At 63.2% G+C, this 17071-nt stretch carries 21 protein-coding genes and 1 riboswitch; of the genes, 9 read left to right on the plus strand and 12 right to left on the minus strand.

Annotation, left to right across the window (positions count from 1 at the left end; genetic code table 11):
* Nucleotides 1-27: 27 nt before the first annotated feature.
* Nucleotides 28-1092: a substrate-binding domain-containing protein gene (locus CH296_RS09915; protein WP_032397020.1), complete on the minus strand. Its 1065-nt coding sequence runs from the start codon at nt 1090-1092 to the stop codon at nt 28-30.
* 47 nt (nt 1093-1139) lie between these two features.
* Here CH296_RS09915 and CH296_RS09920 point away from each other — a divergent pair, with 47 nt between their 5' ends.
* The 4 genes from CH296_RS09920 (at nt 1140) to CH296_RS09935 (ending at nt 5352) form a co-directional block, all read left to right on the plus strand.
* Nucleotides 1140-2339 carry an MFS transporter gene (locus CH296_RS09920; protein WP_094684620.1) on the plus strand — a complete coding sequence of 400 codons (1200 nt, stop codon included), beginning with the start codon at nt 1140-1142 and terminating at the stop codon, nt 2337-2339.
* A gap of 45 nt (nt 2340-2384) precedes the next feature.
* Nucleotides 2385-2449, plus strand: a riboswitch (cobalamin riboswitch).
* Between the two features lie 67 nt (nt 2450-2516).
* Entirely contained in the window at nt 2517-3545 is a 1029-nt protein-coding gene (locus tag CH296_RS09925; protein ID WP_094684621.1) for an ABC transporter substrate-binding protein, read from the plus strand.
* Complete coding sequence (locus CH296_RS09930) at nt 3542-4567, plus strand: iron ABC transporter permease (RefSeq protein ID WP_032397023.1); 1026 nt, start codon at nt 3542-3544, stop codon at nt 4565-4567. The genes CH296_RS09925 and CH296_RS09930 overlap by 4 nt, the downstream gene beginning before the upstream one ends.
* Complete coding sequence (locus CH296_RS09935; protein ID WP_045197814.1) at nt 4564-5352, plus strand: ABC transporter ATP-binding protein; 789 nt, start codon at nt 4564-4566, stop codon at nt 5350-5352. Before CH296_RS09930 ends, CH296_RS09935 begins: the two co-directional genes overlap by 4 nt.
* Nucleotides 5353-5431: 79 nt before the next feature.
* On the opposite strand, the gene CH296_RS09940 is transcribed toward CH296_RS09935, so the two are convergent.
* A complete protein-coding gene (locus CH296_RS09940) occupies nt 5432-5902 on the minus strand; it encodes a nuclear transport factor 2 family protein (protein WP_082074044.1) in 471 nt (156 codons plus the stop codon).
* Nucleotides 5903-5962: 60 nt separating this feature from the next.
* Here CH296_RS09940 and CH296_RS09945 point away from each other — a divergent pair, with 60 nt between their 5' ends.
* Nucleotides 5963-6331 carry a glyoxalase gene (locus CH296_RS09945; protein WP_094646277.1) on the plus strand — a complete coding sequence of 123 codons (369 nt, stop codon included), beginning with the start codon at nt 5963-5965 and terminating at the stop codon, nt 6329-6331.
* Between the two features lies 1 nt (nt 6332).
* On the opposite strand, the gene CH296_RS09950 is transcribed toward CH296_RS09945, so the two are convergent.
* The 3 genes from CH296_RS09950 to CH296_RS09960 all read right to left on the minus strand — a co-directional run bounded on the left by CH296_RS09950 (nt 6333) and on the right by CH296_RS09960 (nt 9779).
* Nucleotides 6333-7649, minus strand: a complete 1317-nt coding sequence (locus tag CH296_RS09950; RefSeq protein WP_094682409.1) for a CitMHS family transporter — start codon at nt 7647-7649, stop codon at nt 6333-6335.
* Between the two features lie 3 nt (nt 7650-7652).
* Nucleotides 7653-8714 (minus strand): isocitrate/isopropylmalate dehydrogenase family protein, encoded by a 1062-nt coding sequence (locus CH296_RS09955; RefSeq protein ID WP_230596961.1) that lies wholly within the window; start codon nt 8712-8714, stop codon nt 7653-7655.
* A gap of 162 nt (nt 8715-8876) precedes the next feature.
* Nucleotides 8877-9779: a LysR family transcriptional regulator gene (locus tag CH296_RS09960; RefSeq protein ID WP_094684622.1), complete on the minus strand. Its 903-nt coding sequence runs from the start codon at nt 9777-9779 to the stop codon at nt 8877-8879.
* 28 nt (nt 9780-9807) lie between these two features.
* Here CH296_RS09960 and CH296_RS09965 point away from each other — a divergent pair, with 28 nt between their 5' ends.
* Complete coding sequence (locus tag CH296_RS09965; protein WP_094646280.1) at nt 9808-10317, plus strand: tetratricopeptide repeat protein; 510 nt, start codon at nt 9808-9810, stop codon at nt 10315-10317.
* Nucleotides 10314-10745 (plus strand): PPOX class F420-dependent oxidoreductase, encoded by a 432-nt coding sequence (locus CH296_RS09970; protein ID WP_094646281.1) that lies wholly within the window; start codon nt 10314-10316, stop codon nt 10743-10745. The genes CH296_RS09965 and CH296_RS09970 overlap by 4 nt, the downstream gene beginning before the upstream one ends.
* Nucleotides 10746-10827: 82 nt before the next feature.
* Here CH296_RS09970 and CH296_RS09975 read toward each other — a convergent pair whose 3' ends face one another.
* Together CH296_RS09975 and CH296_RS09980 are read right to left on the minus strand one after the other, a co-directional pair.
* Nucleotides 10828-11283, minus strand: coding sequence for a DUF3237 domain-containing protein (locus CH296_RS09975; RefSeq protein WP_094684623.1), 456 nt, complete (start codon nt 11281-11283; stop codon nt 10828-10830).
* A 1-nt stretch (nt 11284) separates the two neighbouring features.
* Nucleotides 11285-11812, minus strand: a complete 528-nt coding sequence (locus CH296_RS09980) for a phenolic acid decarboxylase (RefSeq protein WP_094628960.1) — start codon at nt 11810-11812, stop codon at nt 11285-11287.
* A 59-nt stretch (nt 11813-11871) separates the two neighbouring features.
* On the opposite strand from CH296_RS09980, the gene CH296_RS09985 reads away from it, so the two are divergent.
* The gene (locus CH296_RS09985) at nt 11872-12315 is read left to right on the plus strand and encodes a MarR family winged helix-turn-helix transcriptional regulator (protein ID WP_217901355.1); all 444 of its coding nucleotides are present in this window, start codon (nt 11872-11874) and stop codon (nt 12313-12315) included.
* A 102-nt stretch (nt 12316-12417) separates the two neighbouring features.
* Here the strand turns inward: CH296_RS09985 and CH296_RS09990 are convergent, their stop codons facing one another.
* The 3 genes from CH296_RS09990 to CH296_RS10000 all read right to left on the minus strand — a co-directional run bounded on the left by CH296_RS09990 (nt 12418) and on the right by CH296_RS10000 (nt 14891).
* Nucleotides 12418-12912 carry a hypothetical protein gene (locus CH296_RS09990; RefSeq protein ID WP_045197834.1) on the minus strand — a complete coding sequence of 165 codons (495 nt, stop codon included), beginning with the start codon at nt 12910-12912 and terminating at the stop codon, nt 12418-12420.
* A gap of 160 nt (nt 12913-13072) precedes the next feature.
* A complete protein-coding gene (locus CH296_RS09995) occupies nt 13073-13942 on the minus strand; it encodes a helix-turn-helix domain-containing protein (protein WP_094682408.1) in 870 nt (289 codons plus the stop codon).
* A gap of 88 nt (nt 13943-14030) precedes the next feature.
* A complete protein-coding gene (locus CH296_RS10000) occupies nt 14031-14891 on the minus strand; it encodes a helix-turn-helix transcriptional regulator (RefSeq protein ID WP_094684683.1) in 861 nt (286 codons plus the stop codon).
* 127 nt (nt 14892-15018) lie between these two features.
* Between CH296_RS10000 and CH296_RS10005 the strand changes: the two genes are divergently transcribed.
* Entirely contained in the window at nt 15019-16092 is a 1074-nt protein-coding gene (locus tag CH296_RS10005; RefSeq protein WP_094684624.1) for an aldo/keto reductase, read from the plus strand.
* Between the two features lie 12 nt (nt 16093-16104).
* Here CH296_RS10005 and CH296_RS10010 read toward each other — a convergent pair whose 3' ends face one another.
* Nucleotides 16105-16566, minus strand: a complete 462-nt coding sequence (locus CH296_RS10010) for a GNAT family N-acetyltransferase (RefSeq protein ID WP_179277684.1) — start codon at nt 16564-16566, stop codon at nt 16105-16107.
* Nucleotides 16563-16892, minus strand: coding sequence for a cupin domain-containing protein (locus CH296_RS10015; RefSeq protein WP_218830252.1), 330 nt, complete (start codon nt 16890-16892; stop codon nt 16563-16565). The genes CH296_RS10010 and CH296_RS10015 overlap by 4 nt, the downstream gene beginning before the upstream one ends.
* Between the last annotated feature and the right edge of the window lie 179 nt (nt 16893-17071).

Raw genomic sequence — 17071 nt, forward strand, 5'->3', positions numbered from 1 at the left:
CAGGGAGCATCCCCTTTTTTAGGACTATTAGATCACGGTGTCCTTGGTTTGTGGGCCGTTTGCGCGTCCTGTCGATGCTCGTTCTTCGACGCTCCAGATCGCGTCGTCCACGCTGTCGCTGAGTCCGAGCACCCACCGAGCCGCCGACCGGCCCTGATCGAACAGCGACTGCGCAACGGTGGTCAATCCGGCCTCGGCCGCGGCAGGGGAGTCGTCCCACCCGGTCACGGCCAGTCGCCCCGGAACGTCGATTCCGGCCGTGGCCGCAGCATCGAGCACCCCGAGGGCAAGTTCGTCGCTCATCACGAGCAATGTGTCGATAGCGTTGTCCTGCAACAACACCTGCGCTGCTCGGTCCCCTTCGGGGCGGGCGTTGTTGGTGGTGAACAGTGTCGGTACCGTCGACCATTCGATCCCCGATTGCAGGCATGCGTCTCGGTAACCCTCGAGTCGAGCTCGGGTCACCGGCATCGAGATGTCCGACGCGTCCGCGCCACGCACGATCGTCGATTCGCGTCGGGTATCGGGCCTGAGAGCGACGATGGCAGGTCGAGATCGGCTGTGCAATGCGGCGGTGGCCACTGCGTCGGCTGCCGCTCTGTCGTCGATGGCGATCGAGTTCAGGCCGGGGTGGTCGGGCCCACCCTGGATGCACGTGGGGCGGCCGGTCTCGACGAGCACGTCGAGCAAGGGGTCGTCGATCTCCGTGGTCCACACCACGTACCCGTCGACCTGTGCGTCTCGGATGCGAGCGTTGTCGGTGTCGCGGTGCAGGTTCGGCAGCATCACCAGCGCGGTGTCGGCGTCGAGACACGCTTCGGCGATGCCGGACAGAAAGCGTCGAGCCTGGGGATCCTCGAAGGCGTAGGTGAGCTTCTCGCCGAGGACGACGCCGATGCTGTCGTGCCTGCCGCTGCGCAACGACCGCGCGGTGCGGTTGGGACCGGCGTATCCGAGGGCAGCAGCTGCTTCGTGCACGCGATCGCGGGTGGCCGCGGAAACTCGGCTCGGTCGGTTGTAGGTGTACGAGACGCTCATGGTGGAAACGCCTGCGGACGCTGCGACGTCGGCCATGGTCACCCGAGTGTTCACCGGCCCACTGTAGCGCGCGGCACCGATGATGTGTAACGATACACAGCATGTCGTCGCCGCTACCGAAGCTGCTGGTGCTCGCCGCAGCCGCATTCATCTACGTCACGGCGGAAACGCTGCCCGTGGGGTTGCTCCCCGAGATATCCGGGGACCTCGGCGTCGGCGAATCCGCCGTGGGTCTCCTGCTGACCTTCTACGCGTACGGCGTCGCCGCGATGACGATGCCGTTGATCCGGTTCGTGCGGCAGTGGCCCCGACGACGCGTCGTGGTCATCACCGTTGCCGCACTGGCACTCTCGCAACTCCTCTCGGCGGTATCGGTCGGATATCCGATGTTGGTGATCTCTCGAATGCTCTGCGCGGCAACGCACGGAGTCTTCTGGGCTGTCGTCGCTCCGGTCGCGGCATCGCTGGCACTACCCGGTAAGCAGGGCAAGGCCATCGCGACGGTGTATGCCGGTACCTCGTTGGCGTTGGTTGCCGGCAACCCGCTCACGGCAGCACTGGGCCAATGGCTCGGATGGCGTACCGCAGCAACGATTCTCGGCATCGTCGCCGCAGCCATCGCGGTGGCGCTGTACTTCGTCCTCCCGGCACTACCGGTCACCCGAGCGGTCTCGGAAACGAAGAAGACACCGCGGGTGCTCGACGGCTCCCTTGCCGTTCTGTGTGCAGTGACGTTCCTGGCCGTCCTCGGTCATTTCGCCGCGTACACCTACTTCTCGGTGATCGTCGACCGTGCCATCGGATCGGCGGGAACCACCCTGACCTTGATGCTGATGCTGTACGGACTGTTCGGGGTGGTCGGCATCTGGGTGATCGGGAGAACCTACGACCGGTGGCCCCGGCACTCGACCATCGCGGCCCTCGGTGCGGTCGCAGCGGCAGTGGCAATTCTCTGGTGCACTCTGAGCGGGGCTCCGGGCAGCTGGGCCGTGTTCGCTGTCGGTGCCATCGCGTTGTGGGGGCTGGCCTTCACCACCCTTCCGGTGTGTATTCAATCGGCCGTGGTCAGAGCCGCCCCGGCCGATGCGGACAAGGCGTCGGCGATCTACGTCGTTTCCTTCCAGTTGGCGATCGCGACGGGCGCACTGCTGGGCGGTGTGGTGATCGACCTGAGCGGCATCGGGGCCGTCACCGCTGCTGCAACAGTCCTGGTCGCCGCAGCGCTGGCCGTGGTCGTGGTGGCGCGCAGAACCTTTCCGAGTCGCTACGGACAGGAGCCGGTGACAGCAACGGCAGGCTGACCGTTGAGGTACCCCGCACGATAGGGTCAGCACGCGACGAAAGAGGGAATCCGGTGCAATTCCGGAGCTGGCGCGCAACGGTGACGAGTGAGAGCTCGAAGTCCGAATGCTCGGACGTCGCGATCCACCTCCAACCGCGGCTCCGCGACACGAGCCCTCAGCAGGAAGCTCTTCACGATGCGCACCACCCTCGCCGTACTAGGCGCTGTCTCGTTCCTCGTTCTCGCCGGCTGTTCGTCCACGGCGACGACCGACGCGGCCACCCCGACCACAGGAAACTATCCGCTGACCATCGACAATTGCGGTCGCGACGTCGTCGTCGACGCCCCGCCGCAACGTGCGGTCTCGTTCAATCAGGGTTCGACGGAAATCCTTCTCTCGCTCGGCCTCGCCGACCGTATGGTCGGCACCGCCACCTGGACCGACCCCGTCCGTGCGAACCTCGAGTCGGAGAACGCGAAGGTGCCCAGGTTGGCGGACAACAAACCTTCCCTCGAGGTGGTGTTGGACGCCGAGCCCGACTTCGTCACCGCGTCGTTCGGCGGCACCCTCGGACCGGGAGGCGTCGCCGACAGAGACCAGTTCGAGCAGCTCGGTGTGCCGAGCTACCTCTCTCCCACCGACTGCAACGGCAAGACCGACGACAGCGTCAACTCCGACGGCGCGCGTACGTCGCCACTCGAGATCGAGACCGTCTACCAGGAGATTCGCGACCTCGCGGCCATCTTCGACGTCCGTGATCGCGGTGAACGCTTCATCGCCGAACTGCAGGATCGCTTCGCGAAGGCATCGGGAGCCGTCGACGCCTCCGGTGTGTCGCTGGCGTACTGGTTCGCCGACACCGACACCCCCTACATGGCCGGATGCTGTGGATCGTCGGGCATCATCACCGAATCCGTCGGTGCCGAGAACATCTACGCCGACACCACCGACGAATGGCCACAGGTCAATTGGGAGAGTGTTCTCGATCGTGATCCCACCGCGCTCGTGCTCGCGGACCTGAGCCGACGGAGCATCGCCGGTGATGCTCTCGACAGCAAGATCGCCTTCCTGGAATCGAATCCCGTCACGAGTCGGCTCACCGCCGTCGAGAGCAAGCGGTACATCGTCGTCAACGGCGCCGACCTCAACCCGTCGATCCGTACGATCGACGGGGTCGAAAAAGTTGCTGCTGCTCTGCAGAACTGGGGATCGACCACCCCATGAGCCGGACCGATCGCGGGTTGCTGATCCCGCTTCTGCTCGGTGGCTTCGTGGTGTTGGTGCTCTCGATCGGCGTGGCCGTGACCATCGGTCCGGCCAGCGTGTCGGTATCCGATGTGTATCGAGTGATACTGGGGCACATCGGGATCGGTACGGCCGAGGTGAGCCGCATCGAGGACGGCATCGTCTGGCAGTTGCGATTGCCCCGAACGCTGCTCGCCGCCGTCTGCGGTGCAGGCCTCGCGCTGTGCGGAGCCATCATGCAATCGCTGCTGCGCAATCCCCTCGCCGATCCGTTCGTACTGGGTATCTCGTCGGGCGCATCCACCGGTGCCGTCGTCGTCGCGGTGCTCGGCGTCGGCGGCGGTGCACTGTCGCTGTCCACCGGAGCCTTCGCCGGAGCGCTGCTGTCGTTCGTGCTGGTCATGCTGCTCGCCGCAGGTGCGGGCGGCGGCAACGACCGCGTCGTGCTCGCGGGAGTGGCAGGTACACAACTGTTCTCGGCTCTGACGTCGTTCATCGTCATATCTTCGGCCGACGCCGAGCAAACCCGAGGAGTCTTGTTCTGGCTGCTCGGTTCCTTGAGCGGCGCCGACTGGACGGACGTGGCACTGTGCGGCACTGTGGCACTGCTGGGCATGGCGGTGTGCCTGTTCAACACCTCGGCCCTCGATGCCTTCACTTTCGGGCACGACGCGGCCGCATCCCTCGGCGTTCCGGTGAAGTACGTGCGAATCCTGTTGCTGGTCATCACCGCATTGATCACGGCCGCCCTCGTCAGCGCCGCCGGTGCCATCGGATTCGTGGGGCTGGTGCTACCGCACGCTGCTCGTTTCCTCGTGGGGTCGCGCCATCGAAGATTGCTCCCGACGACGGTGGTGATGGGGGCAATATTCATGGTCTGGGTCGACACCATCGCTCGAACGGTGTTCGCACCACAGGAAATTCCGGTCGGAGTGGTCACGGCCCTCATCGGCGTTCCGGCCTTCGCCCTGATTCTCTTTCGGCTCAGGAGATCTCGATGACACTGCACGCCAGAGACATTCGATGGACCCGGAGTGGACACCCGATCCTCGACGGCATCAGCTTCGCGCCCGAACCGGGAGAGACCATCGGCCTGATCGGCCCCAACGGCTCGGGCAAATCCTCCCTGTTGCGAATTCTTGCCGGCATCGTCGCACCCGACAGTGGCGACGTACTGCTCGACGGAGACAACCTGCGAACACTGCGCCGACGTCGCGTCGCCAGACGGGTGGCCATGGTCGACCAACACTCCGACACCGACGTCGACATCAGCGTCCGCGACGTCGTCCGCCTCGGCCGCATCCCACATCACGGCATCCTCGGCGGCGACGCATCCGACGACGACGCCGCCATCGCACGAGCACTCACCGACACCGCCATGGCATCGAAAGCCACCCGACGCTGGCACACCCTCTCCGGCGGCGAACGCCAACGAGTCCAGATCGCCCGAGCCCTCGCCCAGCAACCCACCGAACTACTGCTCGACGAGCCGACCAATCACCTCGACATCCAACATCAACTCGACATCCTCACCCTCGTCGCAGGCCTACCCCTGAGCAGCTACATCGCCCTGCACGACCTCAACCTCGCCGCCATGTTCTGCGACCGAATCATCGTCCTCGATCACGGCACCATCGTGGCATCGGGAACCCCGAACGAAGTGATCACCGAACACCTCGTGCGCACGGTATACAACGTGAACGCCAGCGTCACGAATGCCGACAACTACCCCCAGGTGACCTATCGCCGCCCCACCCCTTCCGACCCTGGAGTCCACTCGATGTGACATTGACCGCCGAAAAGGCCACTGGATGTCACATTGAGTACCGGCGGATGGCACACGGTGTGATGCCGGGCCGGGTGATCTAGAGTTGCCGCAGTTTCTTCTCGAATGCGTCGATGCGTGTGGTGTCCTCGAAGAAGTCTTCTTGCGAGATGATTTTCCCCCAGCTCGTGCGGACCAGGAGCACGGTGCGGTTGTTGTAGATCTGGGTGCCGTCGGCTGCGTGGGCTCGGTCGTCGAACCGCACGAGCAGGGTCATTCGCCAGGGTGCGCCGCCACTGTAGATTTCGCTGATCTGTCCTTGTATCCCGGCTGCGACGAAGTCCTGGAAGAATCTTTCGATGGCTGCGCGGCCGCGATGGGTGCCCGACCAGCGGCTGTCTCCGTCGGCGAACTTGAGCACTGCGTCTCGGTGGAACGACGCGAGCAGGGGACGGTAGTCGCCGTTGTTCAGCGCTTCGATGTCTCGCTGCAGCTTGAGTGTCAGCGCTCGCATCAGCAGAAGCTTGAATGCGAAGGCCGTCGAGATGCCGGCCAGAAATCTCAGTTGCATGCCCATACGTTTGCCTACCGTTCATCGACGTGTCAATCGAGTCGGCGGTACGTTCTGTCGATGATTCATCATGTGCAGGTCGCGTGTCCGGCGGGCGGCGAGGATCTAGAGCGAGCGTTCTTCTCAGGAGCCTTGGGCTGGGAGGAGGTCCCGAAGCCGCCGTTGTTGGCCGTTCGCGGGGGCTGTTGGTTCCGGGTGCCGGGTGTAGGTGGTCCCGACGGTGAGTTGCATGTCGGCGTCGACGACGACTTTCGTCCGGCAGTGAAGGCGCACCCGGCTTTCGTTGCCGACGTCGATGCAACCGCTGCGGCGTTGACGTCTGCCGGCTACCCGGTCGATTGGGCCGACCCTGAGGGGATCGAGGGTCGACGACGGTTCCATACCCGCGACGGAGTGGGCAATCGAATCGAATTCGTGGCAGCACAATAGGTCACAGACCCACCGAGATGGCTCCGGTGACAATCGCGAACACGATGTACATCAGCGACGCGGCCAACACCCACAGGAATGCGAAGCGTTGGAAGTCGCCCAGTGACGCGCGGACCAGGCCGAGAAGAACCCACAACGGTGCCGACGCCGGTCCGATCGAGTGAGCCATCTGGCCGATCACGGCGGCACGCGCCATCTCTTCGGGTGGGATGGAGTACTGCGCAGCCGATTCCGCGAGTACCGGCACTATCCCGAAGAAGTAGGCGTCGTTGGCCATGAAGAAGCTCAGCGGTATGCCGATCAGCGCGGCTGCGGCGGGAATCATGCCCTCGGCACCGTCCGGAATCAGAGATATCAGCGCGTCGGCCATGGCGGTTGTCATACCGGTTTCGGTGAGGATGCCGGTGAACACGCCGGCACCCAGGACCAATATGACGACGGGGACGGCGTTGGCAGCGTGCGATCGGATCACCTCGCCCTGATCGGAGGGCTTGGGGTGGTTGACGACGAGCACGATGATGAATCCCAGCATGAACAGCACCAATAGGTCCGCGACTCCCAGCACCAGCAGCACCAGCAAGGTGACCGTCAGTGCTGCGTTCACCCACGTTCGCCAGGTTGCCTTCGTCAGAAGTGTTCCCTCCGAGCCCTCTTCGTGCCCGCCAGCAGACACGTGCGCGGTGACTTCGGCGATGCGCTCAGGGGAGATCTTCTTACGTGCGCTGCGCCCCAACAGGTACGCGAGGCCGACGATCGCCGCGGACATCAGCAGCATCGCCGGCAGCATGTGTACGAAGTACTCGGTGGCATCGATCTGCAGCACGCTGATCGCTCGGGTCGCGGCTCCGCCCCACGGCGTAGTACCGGATATGGTCCCGAGAGCCATGGTCGCGATCGTGGCGATCACCAGGGGGTTGATTCCGAGCTTGCGATAGATGGGGATAAACGCGGAGCAGATGATCATGTATGACGTGGTGCCGTCGCCGTCGAGTGCGACCAGGAGTGCGAGAACCGCTGTGCCGACGCAGATCTTGACTGGGTCTCCGCCGGACAGTCGGATGATGCCGCGCGAAATGGGGTCGAACAGTTTGGCGTCCATCATGATCCCGAAGTACAGCACCGCGAAGAGCAGCAAAATTGCTGTGGGAGCAACGGTTTCGATGCCTTTCGCGACCATGTCCGGTAGCGCTGCACCCTGTCCACTGATCAACAGAACAACGATGGGGATGGTGACGACGGCAACCAGTGCCGTCGCCCACTTCTTGATCACCACCAGCATGAAGGATGCGAGTGAGACGAATCCGAGCACTGCCAACATGATTCAGCGCTCCGATTCGAGGTGCTCGATTACTGCGAGCGTGAAGCGCTCGGTGGTTGCGGTTCCGTGGAGGTCCGCCGTGCGGGTCTCGGGCATACCCACGGCCGTGTCGATGGCTCGATGAATCGATCTGCCCGCTGCAGTCAGTCTTTCGTCGCCGCGCTGCTGTCCGATCCAGTCCAGGAGCATTGCGGCAGAACCGATCAGCGACGCGGGATTGGCGATTCCTTGCCCTGCTATGTCGGGTGCCGATCCATGTTGTGCTTGCGCGACGGCGTGCTTGTCACCGACATTCAGTGACGCCGCCAATCCCAAGCTGCCGGAGAGCTCGGTGGCCTCGTCCGAGAGGATGTCCCCGAACATGTTGGTGGTTGCGATCACGTCGAAGGACTCCGGTCGACGTATCAGCAGCGCGGCGACAGCGTCGACCAATAGCTCCTCGTAGGAGACGTCGGGAAAGTCCTGCCGGACGGCTCTGGCCGCCTCGAGGAACAGCCCGTCGCTCAGCCTGAGGACGTTGGCCTTGTGCACCACGGTGACTTTCGATCTACGCGTCCGTGCCAGCTCGAACGCTCGGCGCACGATGCGTTCGGAACCGTGACGAGTCACCTTTCGAATGGCCAGTGCGAGGTCCTCTGTGGGCATGAACTCGCCACCACCGGCGAACATCGTCCGATCGGCATAGAAGCCTTCGGTGTTCTCTCTGGCAATCACGAGGTCGAAGTTCTTGCCGAGAGGATTCGGGAGAGCCGGGACAGTCCTGGCGGGCCGAATGTTGGCGTACAGGTCCAACTTTCGCCGCAGTATTCCCGACGGGTTGACGCCGCCTTCGGAGGTCGGTGGGTAGTCCAGGTGCGACACCGGGCCCAGAACGACGCCGTCTGCTGCACGCGAGAGATCGACGATGGCGTCGGGCATGGTTGTCCGCGAGGCGGCGAGCGCATCGAAACCGATGGTTCCATCGGTGAACCTGGCGGTGATTCCGTTGTGCGCGAGCGCACTTTCGACCACCGAGGCAGTCGCCGCGCTGATCTCGGGACCGATGCCGTCGCCGGCGAGAACCACCAGTTCGACTGTGTTGTCTGGGGCTGGCGCTGGGTGTCCGGTAGTCACGATGTCTCCAGGTGTTCACGTCCGCACTGTTGCGGACTAGGTCACCGATGTGACCTGTGGCATACCTTGCCGCCTACGCAGCGTGAAGACCAGAGATCGTTTCTTACATCTGACTCAAGCAGAATTCATAGCTTCGAAGAGCGTGACGAGCACCGATGTCATGGCATTCGATGCAGGGGACGGCGCCCGCTGCTCGAGGCGGCACAGCAGGATTCGCCGCCTCGAGAGTTCATCCAAGGCAATCGACTCGACGCCCTCGCGAAGGTAGCGAGTGGTCATCGCGGGTGCCACGGTGAGTCCCAGCCCGGCAGCAACCATCGCCTGAGATTCCATGTAGTCGTTGGACTCGATCAGGATCTTCGGCTCGAAACCGGCTTTGAGACAGGCTGTTCGGAACATCGTGGTGATGGAGTGCTGCGACGCGCGAACAATCCACTGTTCGCCTTCGAGCGATTGGAGTGGAACGGGGCCTCTCCGAGACCAACCCGCGGGAACGAGAAGGACCGTGGCGTCCTCGGCGATGACTTCGGTCTCGACGTCGTCGACCACCATCGGCAATTCCGGGTAGTCCCATGCCAAGGACAAATCTACTTCTCGGCCCAGCAGCATCGCGTGCAGGTCGCGCAGCCGCGACGACCGTATGCCCAAATCGATCCCTGGATGCGCAGAGCGAAATGCACTCATGACGTCCGGCAGAAGAGATGCAGCGAAGGAAGGGAAGACGCCCAGGGTGACGTGGCCGCTGCGGGCGTCGAGCAGATCGTCGAGGTCGGCGCGCAGGGCAGACAGTTGCGTGTCGATCGCCGCCGCTCTCCCCGCAACGAGCCGACCGGCCTCGGTGAGGCTCACTCCGCGTGCGTGTCGCTCGAGGACCGGGGTTCCGACGACGGCCTCGAGTCTCTTGACCTGCTGGGACACAGCTGAGGGGGTGAACATGAGCCGTTCGGCAGCGGCCGTCATCGACCCGCTGCGGTCGATTTCCACCAGCAACTTGAGTAGGGACAGGTCCACATCCATCTGTCGAGACTAAGCGGTGTCTGCGACGATGGAGCGCGTGACGACAGGTGGAGGCAATGTGGACCCGCTAGTGGCGTTCTGGCGTGAAGCGGATGACACCGACCCCGTCCGTATGCGTGTCGAGATGGCGGACTTGCTCTCGGCCGCATCCTATTCGGATGCTCGTACTCTGTTCGAGCGTGCATCGCTGGAAGACTTCTTGGGCGACGGTGCGGCCGCAGTCCCGTTGTATGAAGCCTCCCTGTCGGCTGGTCTCGAGGGCGACCGGGAAAATCAGGCCCGGATCCAATTGGCGAGTTCATTGCGCAATGTCGGGCGACCGCACGATGCATTGCATGTGCTCCGAGAGTTCGAGTTCGCGAACGAATACATCTCCGCACGTGACGCATTCGTGGCGCTGGCCCTGTGGGATATCGGGGATGTAGCGCAGGCGCTTCGGAGTGCGCTTCAGGCAGCGAACCCTGCAATGGGGAAATATCGTCGAGCAATCGGGGCCTACGCGGCCGAGTTGTCAACACGACCTGAGGGGAATCCATGACCGACAGCGCATTCGATCCACACGACCTTCTCGAACAGAGCCGAATCGGAGTGTTGGCGACCATCAAGGCCAGCGGACTTCCGCAGCTCTCGCCGGTGACGCCGTTCTACGATCGCGCTGCCGAGACCATCCGAATCTCGGTGACCGAAGGACGAGCGAAAACGGCCAACTTGCGTCGAGATCCACGCGCCGCACTAGAAGTGACCAGTCCCGACGGTAGGGCATGGGCGACGGCGGAGGGCACCGTCACCCTCACCGGTCCGGGATCGTCACCGAACAGCCCCGAAGTCGAGGCACTGGTCGACTACTACCGCGCTGCGGCCGGTGAGCACCCTGACTGGAACGAATACCGAGCAGTCATGGTCGCCGACCGACGAGTTCTGGTGACTATCTCCGTGACCCACGTCTACGGCCAATCGATGGCCTGACACCCCTCCCCGTCCACTCGACGTGACATTGACTGCCCGAAAGGCCACCGAATGTCACATTGACTGCGCGGAATAACGTCGGTCAGGTGATCTGATAGATGTCCAGTTCGATCGAGTTCGGCAGTCGTTTGCCGGATCCGAGAAACAGTCGTTCGTTCATCCATGCGAGGCGGCTTGCGGCGGAGGACAGGCGCGGTTGGCTTCGGAAGTAGACGCGATCGGCGGGCACATCTTCGCCGCGGACAAGTGCGTCGATGTCCTCTTCGGCACCACTTCGTATGCCCATGTTGTGTACGGCGACTCGTTCGCCCGCATCAGTCTCGAGGGCGTATCGGGCGTCCAGTTCTGTGAGTGTGGGGTTGCGGAGAATCTGGTGATCCGCTCCGCCGGGCAGGACTCGGCCGCGCAGCAGGGGGCCCTCGACGGTCCCGCCGAGGATCGGCACGATGCGGCGGTGACCATCGACCACCTCGCCCAAGTCGATCGGTTCGCCCACGGTTACCGACAGATGTGCGACGAAGATCAGATCGGGGCGCACGTCAGTTCGTTCGGTCGGCGAATCCGTCGGGCAGATCGCTGGGCGCGAGCGACACGATCGTCTCGTCGTCGATGCCGACGTGCTCGAACAAAGTGATTCGGGCGAATTCGGGGACCACGTAAATGGGGTAGGTCGGTCCGGCATCACGATAGGCGCGCATCTCGTCGAGATGATCATTCTGGTACAGAACAGTTTTCGTACCGTCCAACTCGATCCACTGAGGGAAGAAGATCGTGCCGTGCAGACGCCGCTTGCCGGGAATGACGTTGACGACGACGGATGTTCCGGTGGGCTCGTTCCATGAGATCTTGTAGACGTCGTCATCGAGTTGGACCAGATCGACTTCCTGGTCCTTGACCCATCGACCACCGACCATGCCGGTGTGGATGCGGTAGTCGATCGTCGTAGCGTTCTTGACGTACATCTCGTACTGCCAGTTGTTCGCGTACGTGTAGATGAAGCGGTGCCCGACGATGCCGCTGAGGTCCTGATTCGGGACCGGATTCTGAACCGAGGTCTCTATATCCATAAGGACATTTTGTCACAAAACTATGTTTGCGGCAAAACTACATGTGCGATCATCGAACGATGCACTCCTCCGCAATCGAGCTCGCGCGACAACTGGGGCCGCTGCGACGCTCGCTGCTCCGCGCGACCCGCGAGGCCGCGGATTTGCCTGACCTCCCCGACTCGCACGTCGAGGTGATGAGGGCGCTGGTCGACAAGCCGTCGATGAGCCCCGGCGTCCTCGCGGCACATCTGAACCTCGCTCGCTCCACCGTGAGCAACCTGATCAAGGCAATGGTCGACGCGGGTCTCGTCGAACGATCGATCTCGTCGAACGACCTCCGGGGAGCGACCCTGACGGCGTCGACCAAGGCCCTCCGCCTCCTCGCCGAATACGACGCAGTCAGCTCGCAGGTCCTTTCCGACGCACTCGACGAGCTGACCGTGGACAGCCGTCGAGCACTCTCTGCGGCAATCCCTGCTCTGGCCGACATCACGGAAATCCTGGCTCGTCGATCGTCCTGAGCGTTTCGCCCAGTCGACCGCAGTCCACTCGATGTGACATTGACTGGCGAAAAGTCCACTGAATGTCACATCGAGTGTCTACCGGGTACGCCGACGGTGGAGTCAGGCAACAGTGTTCATGTCGCGAACCAATCGAGGAGTGCGCAGCTGACGAACAGTCGACAGCCAATGGCGTACGGGATAGGAAAGCCGGACGACGAAGTAGTTGACGAACTCGATGACTCCGAAGAGCCATACCGCGACGACGGCGAGAGCCGCACCGATCCCGGCGGGAAGCCATACGATGATGCCCACCAACCCGGCAGCGAGCAACGCGACGTCGACGATTCGACACACCCGGTAGGTCCCGCGTAGGAAGACGGGCATCGGGTGGTTTTCGACCCAGGAACGCGCCAGCAGCCAGTAGACCCCCGCTTGTACGAGCACGACGAGCAACGGAACAAGGGCGGACCACAACGCGAGACGGTCCTGTCGGTCGTCGAGCCGCGGTATCGCCATGGTGAGGGCAAGCGTCAGGAAGACTACGGCTGCGACCAGCTCGCCGATCCCCAGCGACAGATATCGCCGACGCAACCCCTCTCGTCGGCCGGCCAACATGTCGTCAGACTACCGAGCACGGCGGCCGAGACCGATCGGCCGTGCGCTGGGCTCCCTCCAGCAGTCCACTCGATGTGACATTGACCCCCGAAAAGGCCACTGAACGTCACATTGAGTGGTCAACGGGGGGCAGCGCCGGGAGGGGAGGAGATGAGGACGGCTATGGATTTCGTTGGATGGGGAGCCACAGTTCTCCCGCTCCCGAGGACCAGTCGGGGGAGGCTTCGGTGACGGTCAGGATTTCCGGTCCCGGGATTGTTTCGTAGGGGTTGGAGGGGAACCATTCGCTGAAGGCGTCGGCCCAGAGTTGTTGGAGTGCGGGGGCGAGTGCGGTGTTGCTGCTCGTCTCGAATACCGCCCAGGTCGATGCGGGCACGGCGAGGGTGTCCCAGTCAGGTGTTCCGGCCGACGTGCTTGCAACTGCGAAGTAGTAGTCGAAGAGACTGCCGTCCTCGCGTTCGGGTTCGAAGCCGTCGCTGACGAAGAGGATGTCGGGGAGTTCGGGCAGGTCGGCAAGTTCGCGTAATTCGTCGCCGGTTCCGGGGGCCAGGTTTCGGTGGAATTCGGTCATGGCGGTGTTCTCGCCGTGAAATCGGAGTGGGATTCGGGTGGTTTTGCCGACGATGTGGAATGCAGGCAGGTCGGTGATGCGGTATCGCATGGTGCTTCGTCCTTCGATGGTCAGGTGAAATGTCACTGCTTGTCTGGAACGAAGGATGGCTCCGGGGCGGCGTGCTCGAGATGGTGTGATGCCGTGTAGGTCTCGGAAGGCGCGGGTGAACGCGTCCGCGGTGTATCCGTATTTGGTCGCGACGTCGAGCACACCCTGTCCGTCGAGAATGTCGGCTGCTGCCAGCGTCATTCGGCGTTGTCGGATGTAGTGCGACAGTGGTAGTCCCGCCAGCGCCGAGAACACACGTCGAAAGTGATACTCCGATGTGCGGGTGATCCGAGCGAGTTCGGTCGGATCGATCTCGCGGTCGAGGTTCTTCTCGATGTAGTCGAGTGCTGCGTTCCATCGTTCGAGCATGTGCCGGTGACCTTCCTTCGTTCTGCCCGAAACGATAGGAGCACTGGACCGATGGAGTCTCGACTTTCCGTGCCGCGAAAGGTCGGATTCAGATCGTGCGCAGGTGCCGCTGCTTTCGATGAGAGCGTAACCGGCCGAGTTCGTCCAGCGCAGAACGAGATTGCGCATCGACAGGCCGGTAGACGATCAAACGTAGATCAGGGTCGCCGAGTGGAGTGAGGACATCGAACGTCACGGTCACCGGTCCGACGAGCGGATGTCGCATCGGTTTGTCACCGCGGCTGCGCACCGACACTTCACGGGACTGCCAGTAGCGGGCGAATTCTGCGCTGCCTCGTTCGAGTTCGTCGATCGAGGCGGCGAGCTCCTGGTCGTGAGAGTGGTTCACCCATGCGGCACGCAGGTCTGCCACCGCGCCTCGGACGACGTCGTCGCGTGCCTCGTAGAATCCGTCGAATCGTCTGTCCAGGAAACACATTCGTAGAACATTGCGCTCCGACACCGGGCGTTCGTCGATGTCGAGGAGGAGTGCGGCCATGGTGTCGTTCGCGGCGAGGATGTCGAGTCGGTGGTTGAGTACCATCGCCGGCAGCGGACCGATGTCGTCGATCAACGCTCGGATGCCGTCGGGCACCTGCTGGACGGCGGGTCGGTCGGGTGCGCGATGGCCGGCGAGCGTGAACAGGTAGCCCGTCTGATCAGCAGACAACTTCAGCGCATTCGACAGTGACTGCACCACTTGGGCGGACGGCCTGACATCACGTGCCTGTTCGAGACGAACGAGGTAATCCACGCTCACACCGGCCAACGCAGCGACCTCCTCACGCCGCAGACCGGGCGTACGTGATGCCCCTATCCGAGGTGGTAGACCGACGTCCGACGGGATCAGCGCCTCGCGCCTGGCGCGCAGAAATGCCGCCAGTTCGTCTCGACCCAGGTGCCCGCTCACCCGATCCACGGTAGGGCACTCGGGCGCGATCGGCCTGGTACCGCTCTTCCCAGGATGATCTGGTCCTTTCCGTTCCCCCTCGGTTCCAGGACGGTGAGTGGGACCGGACACGAAGGAGACATGACCGATGACACGTTTGGACGACTACCGACTGCTGGGCCGCTCCGGTCTGCGAGTTTCACCGCTGTCGCTGGGAACCATGACATTCGGCGATGCGTGGGGTTGGGGTGCGGACGAGGAAGACTCGAGGAGAATCTTCGACGCCTACCTCGACGCCGGCGGAAACATGGTCGACACCGCCAACATTTACACCGACGGACAGTCGGAGCGGTACCTGGGTACATTTCTCCGGGGCCGCCGCGATTCGGTCGTCGTCGCGACGAAATATGCGGCGACGCGTGATCCGTCGGATCCGAACGCAGGTGGGGGCGGTAGAAAGAGTCTCCGCGGGTCCGTCGAGGCAAGCCTGAGGAATCTCGGTACCGACTACATCGACCTGCTGTATGTGCACGCGTGGGACCGTATGACGCCGAGTGACGAGATCATCGCTTCGCTCGGTGAGCTGGTCCGTTCGGGAAAGGTTCTGTATATAGGAATTTCGGACACACCGGCATGGGAAGTCGCGCGAATGCAGACCACCGCGGAGTTGCGCGGGTGGCCGCCGTTCGCGGCACTTCAGGTGGAGTACAGCTTGATCGAGAGAACAACCGAGCGGGAATTGTTGCCGATGGCAGCGAGTTTGGGCCTCGGTGTGATTCCTTGGGCTCCCCTCGGCGGTGGCGTGTTGACGGGCAAATACTTTGCCGCAGACCTTGCGACGGCGGGCTCGGACAGCCCAGTGGGAACCCGTCGCGATCACGCCAAGGCGAACGGAACGCTGACCACGCGGGGGCTCGCAGTCGCGGACGCCGTCGTCGGTGTCGCACGCGAACTCGGGGCGTCCGCGGCTCAGGTGGCGCTGGCATGGACGCTCAGGCATCCGTCGGTCGTCAGCTCGCTGATCGGCGCGCGTACTCCGGAACAGTTGCAGGAGAACATCTCTGCGCTCGATGTCACCCTCGACGAATCCCACCTCGATGCACTGCACGCAGCCAGCGTTATCGACCTGGGGTTTCCGCACGAATTCCTGATGCGACCGATGGTGCGTGGCGTCACCACCGGCCGCACCTCGGTTCGGCCCCGTCCCATCAGGACCTGGTGAACCGGAGAATCCTTACGTCGGAGGACATCGAAAGATCATGGGATCACCGTCGTCGACGAGTGTGAACCCGGCACGCTCGAGCACCCGACGTGAGGCACTGTTGGCCGGATACACCTGCGCGGCCATCGGGAGACCATCCGTGTGATCCCGCGCGAGGTCGATCAGTTCGCCGGCGTAGCCGCGACCCCAATGGGTCGGATGCACCCAGTACCCGACTTCGATGTGATCCGATCGTCGAGTCAGGCTGAGCAAGCCGACGGGGTGTCGATCCTCGGCGGTGCCGATGAACCACCTCGGCACGTCCGGCGTTCGGGTGTCCTCGGCGTTCAGGGCACGTGAGAATCGACCATCGAAATAGTCTCTACTCCAGGGTTTTCCATCACCGACCCATCGGACGACCTCCGGGTCCGACGCCATCGAGAAGAGAAGATCGGCGTCGGACGGGACAGCAGCGCGCAGCTTCAGTCGAGTCACAACTCGTGGACCTGCGAAGTCATCTCTCCGCCAACATCCCCGGTGTTGACGGTGCCCGCCCTCTCGAACAGCAATGCCGACACCTCCTCGACGGCCTTGGGACAGTGCTCGACGCCTGCCGGGACGACGAAGACATCAACAGGTCCGAGAACGACGTCCCGGTCGCGCAGCTGGATGATCAGTTCCCCACTGTGGACGAAGAACATCTCGTCGGTGTCCGGGTGTGTGTGCCAGACGAATTCGCCGAGCAGCTTGACGACCTTCACTTCGTAGTCGTTGACGCTGACGAGTCGGTGAGGCTGCCAGGGCTTGTCGATCTTGTTCAGTGCGTCGTCGACATTGCGTTTGTTGGTGTCGGCACTGTCGCGGTCGATGCTCACAGGGCTGCCCTTCGTCGTCGATCGAGTCGGCTCGATGAAATTCTACCTGCGTCGTGACCCGGCGATGGTCCGCACGGATCGCTGCGAACGAGCTCACCCCGCCTGACACTTTCCCGGACGAGACC

This window comes from Rhodococcus sp. 14-2496-1d, from assembly GCF_002259365.1.
Classification (GTDB): Bacteria; Actinomycetota; Actinomycetes; order Mycobacteriales; family Mycobacteriaceae; genus Rhodococcoides.

Coding starts and splice junctions, on each gene's coding strand:
- CH296_RS09920 (WP_094684620.1), top strand. CDS start 1,140: ATGTCGTCGCCGCTACCGAAGCTGCTGGTGCTCGCCGCAGCCGCATTC.
- CH296_RS09925 (WP_094684621.1), top strand. CDS start 2,517: ATGCGCACCACCCTCGCCGTACTAGGCGCTGTCTCGTTCCTCGTTCTC.
- CH296_RS09930 (WP_032397023.1), top strand. CDS start 3,542: ATGAGCCGGACCGATCGCGGGTTGCTGATCCCGCTTCTGCTCGGTGGC.
- CH296_RS09935 (WP_045197814.1), top strand. CDS start 4,564: ATGACACTGCACGCCAGAGACATTCGATGGACCCGGAGTGGACACCCG.
- CH296_RS09940 (WP_082074044.1), bottom strand. CDS start 5,902: ATGCAACTGAGATTTCTGGCCGGCATCTCGACGGCCTTCGCATTCAAG.
- CH296_RS09945 (WP_094646277.1), top strand. CDS start 5,963: ATGATTCATCATGTGCAGGTCGCGTGTCCGGCGGGCGGCGAGGATCTA.
- CH296_RS09950 (WP_094682409.1), bottom strand. CDS start 7,649: ATGTTGGCAGTGCTCGGATTCGTCTCACTCGCATCCTTCATGCTGGTG.
- CH296_RS09960 (WP_094684622.1), bottom strand. CDS start 9,779: ATGGATGTGGACCTGTCCCTACTCAAGTTGCTGGTGGAAATCGACCGC.
- CH296_RS09965 (WP_094646280.1), top strand. CDS start 9,808: ATGGAGCGCGTGACGACAGGTGGAGGCAATGTGGACCCGCTAGTGGCG.
- CH296_RS09970 (WP_094646281.1), top strand. CDS start 10,314: ATGACCGACAGCGCATTCGATCCACACGACCTTCTCGAACAGAGCCGA.
- CH296_RS09980 (WP_094628960.1), bottom strand. CDS start 11,812: ATGGATATAGAGACCTCGGTTCAGAATCCGGTCCCGAATCAGGACCTC.
- CH296_RS09985 (WP_217901355.1), top strand. CDS start 11,872: ATGCACTCCTCCGCAATCGAGCTCGCGCGACAACTGGGGCCGCTGCGA.
- CH296_RS09990 (WP_045197834.1), bottom strand. CDS start 12,912: ATGTTGGCCGGCCGACGAGAGGGGTTGCGTCGGCGATATCTGTCGCTG.
- CH296_RS09995 (WP_094682408.1), bottom strand. CDS start 13,942: ATGCTCGAACGATGGAACGCAGCACTCGACTACATCGAGAAGAACCTC.
- CH296_RS10005 (WP_094684624.1), top strand. CDS start 15,019: ATGACACGTTTGGACGACTACCGACTGCTGGGCCGCTCCGGTCTGCGA.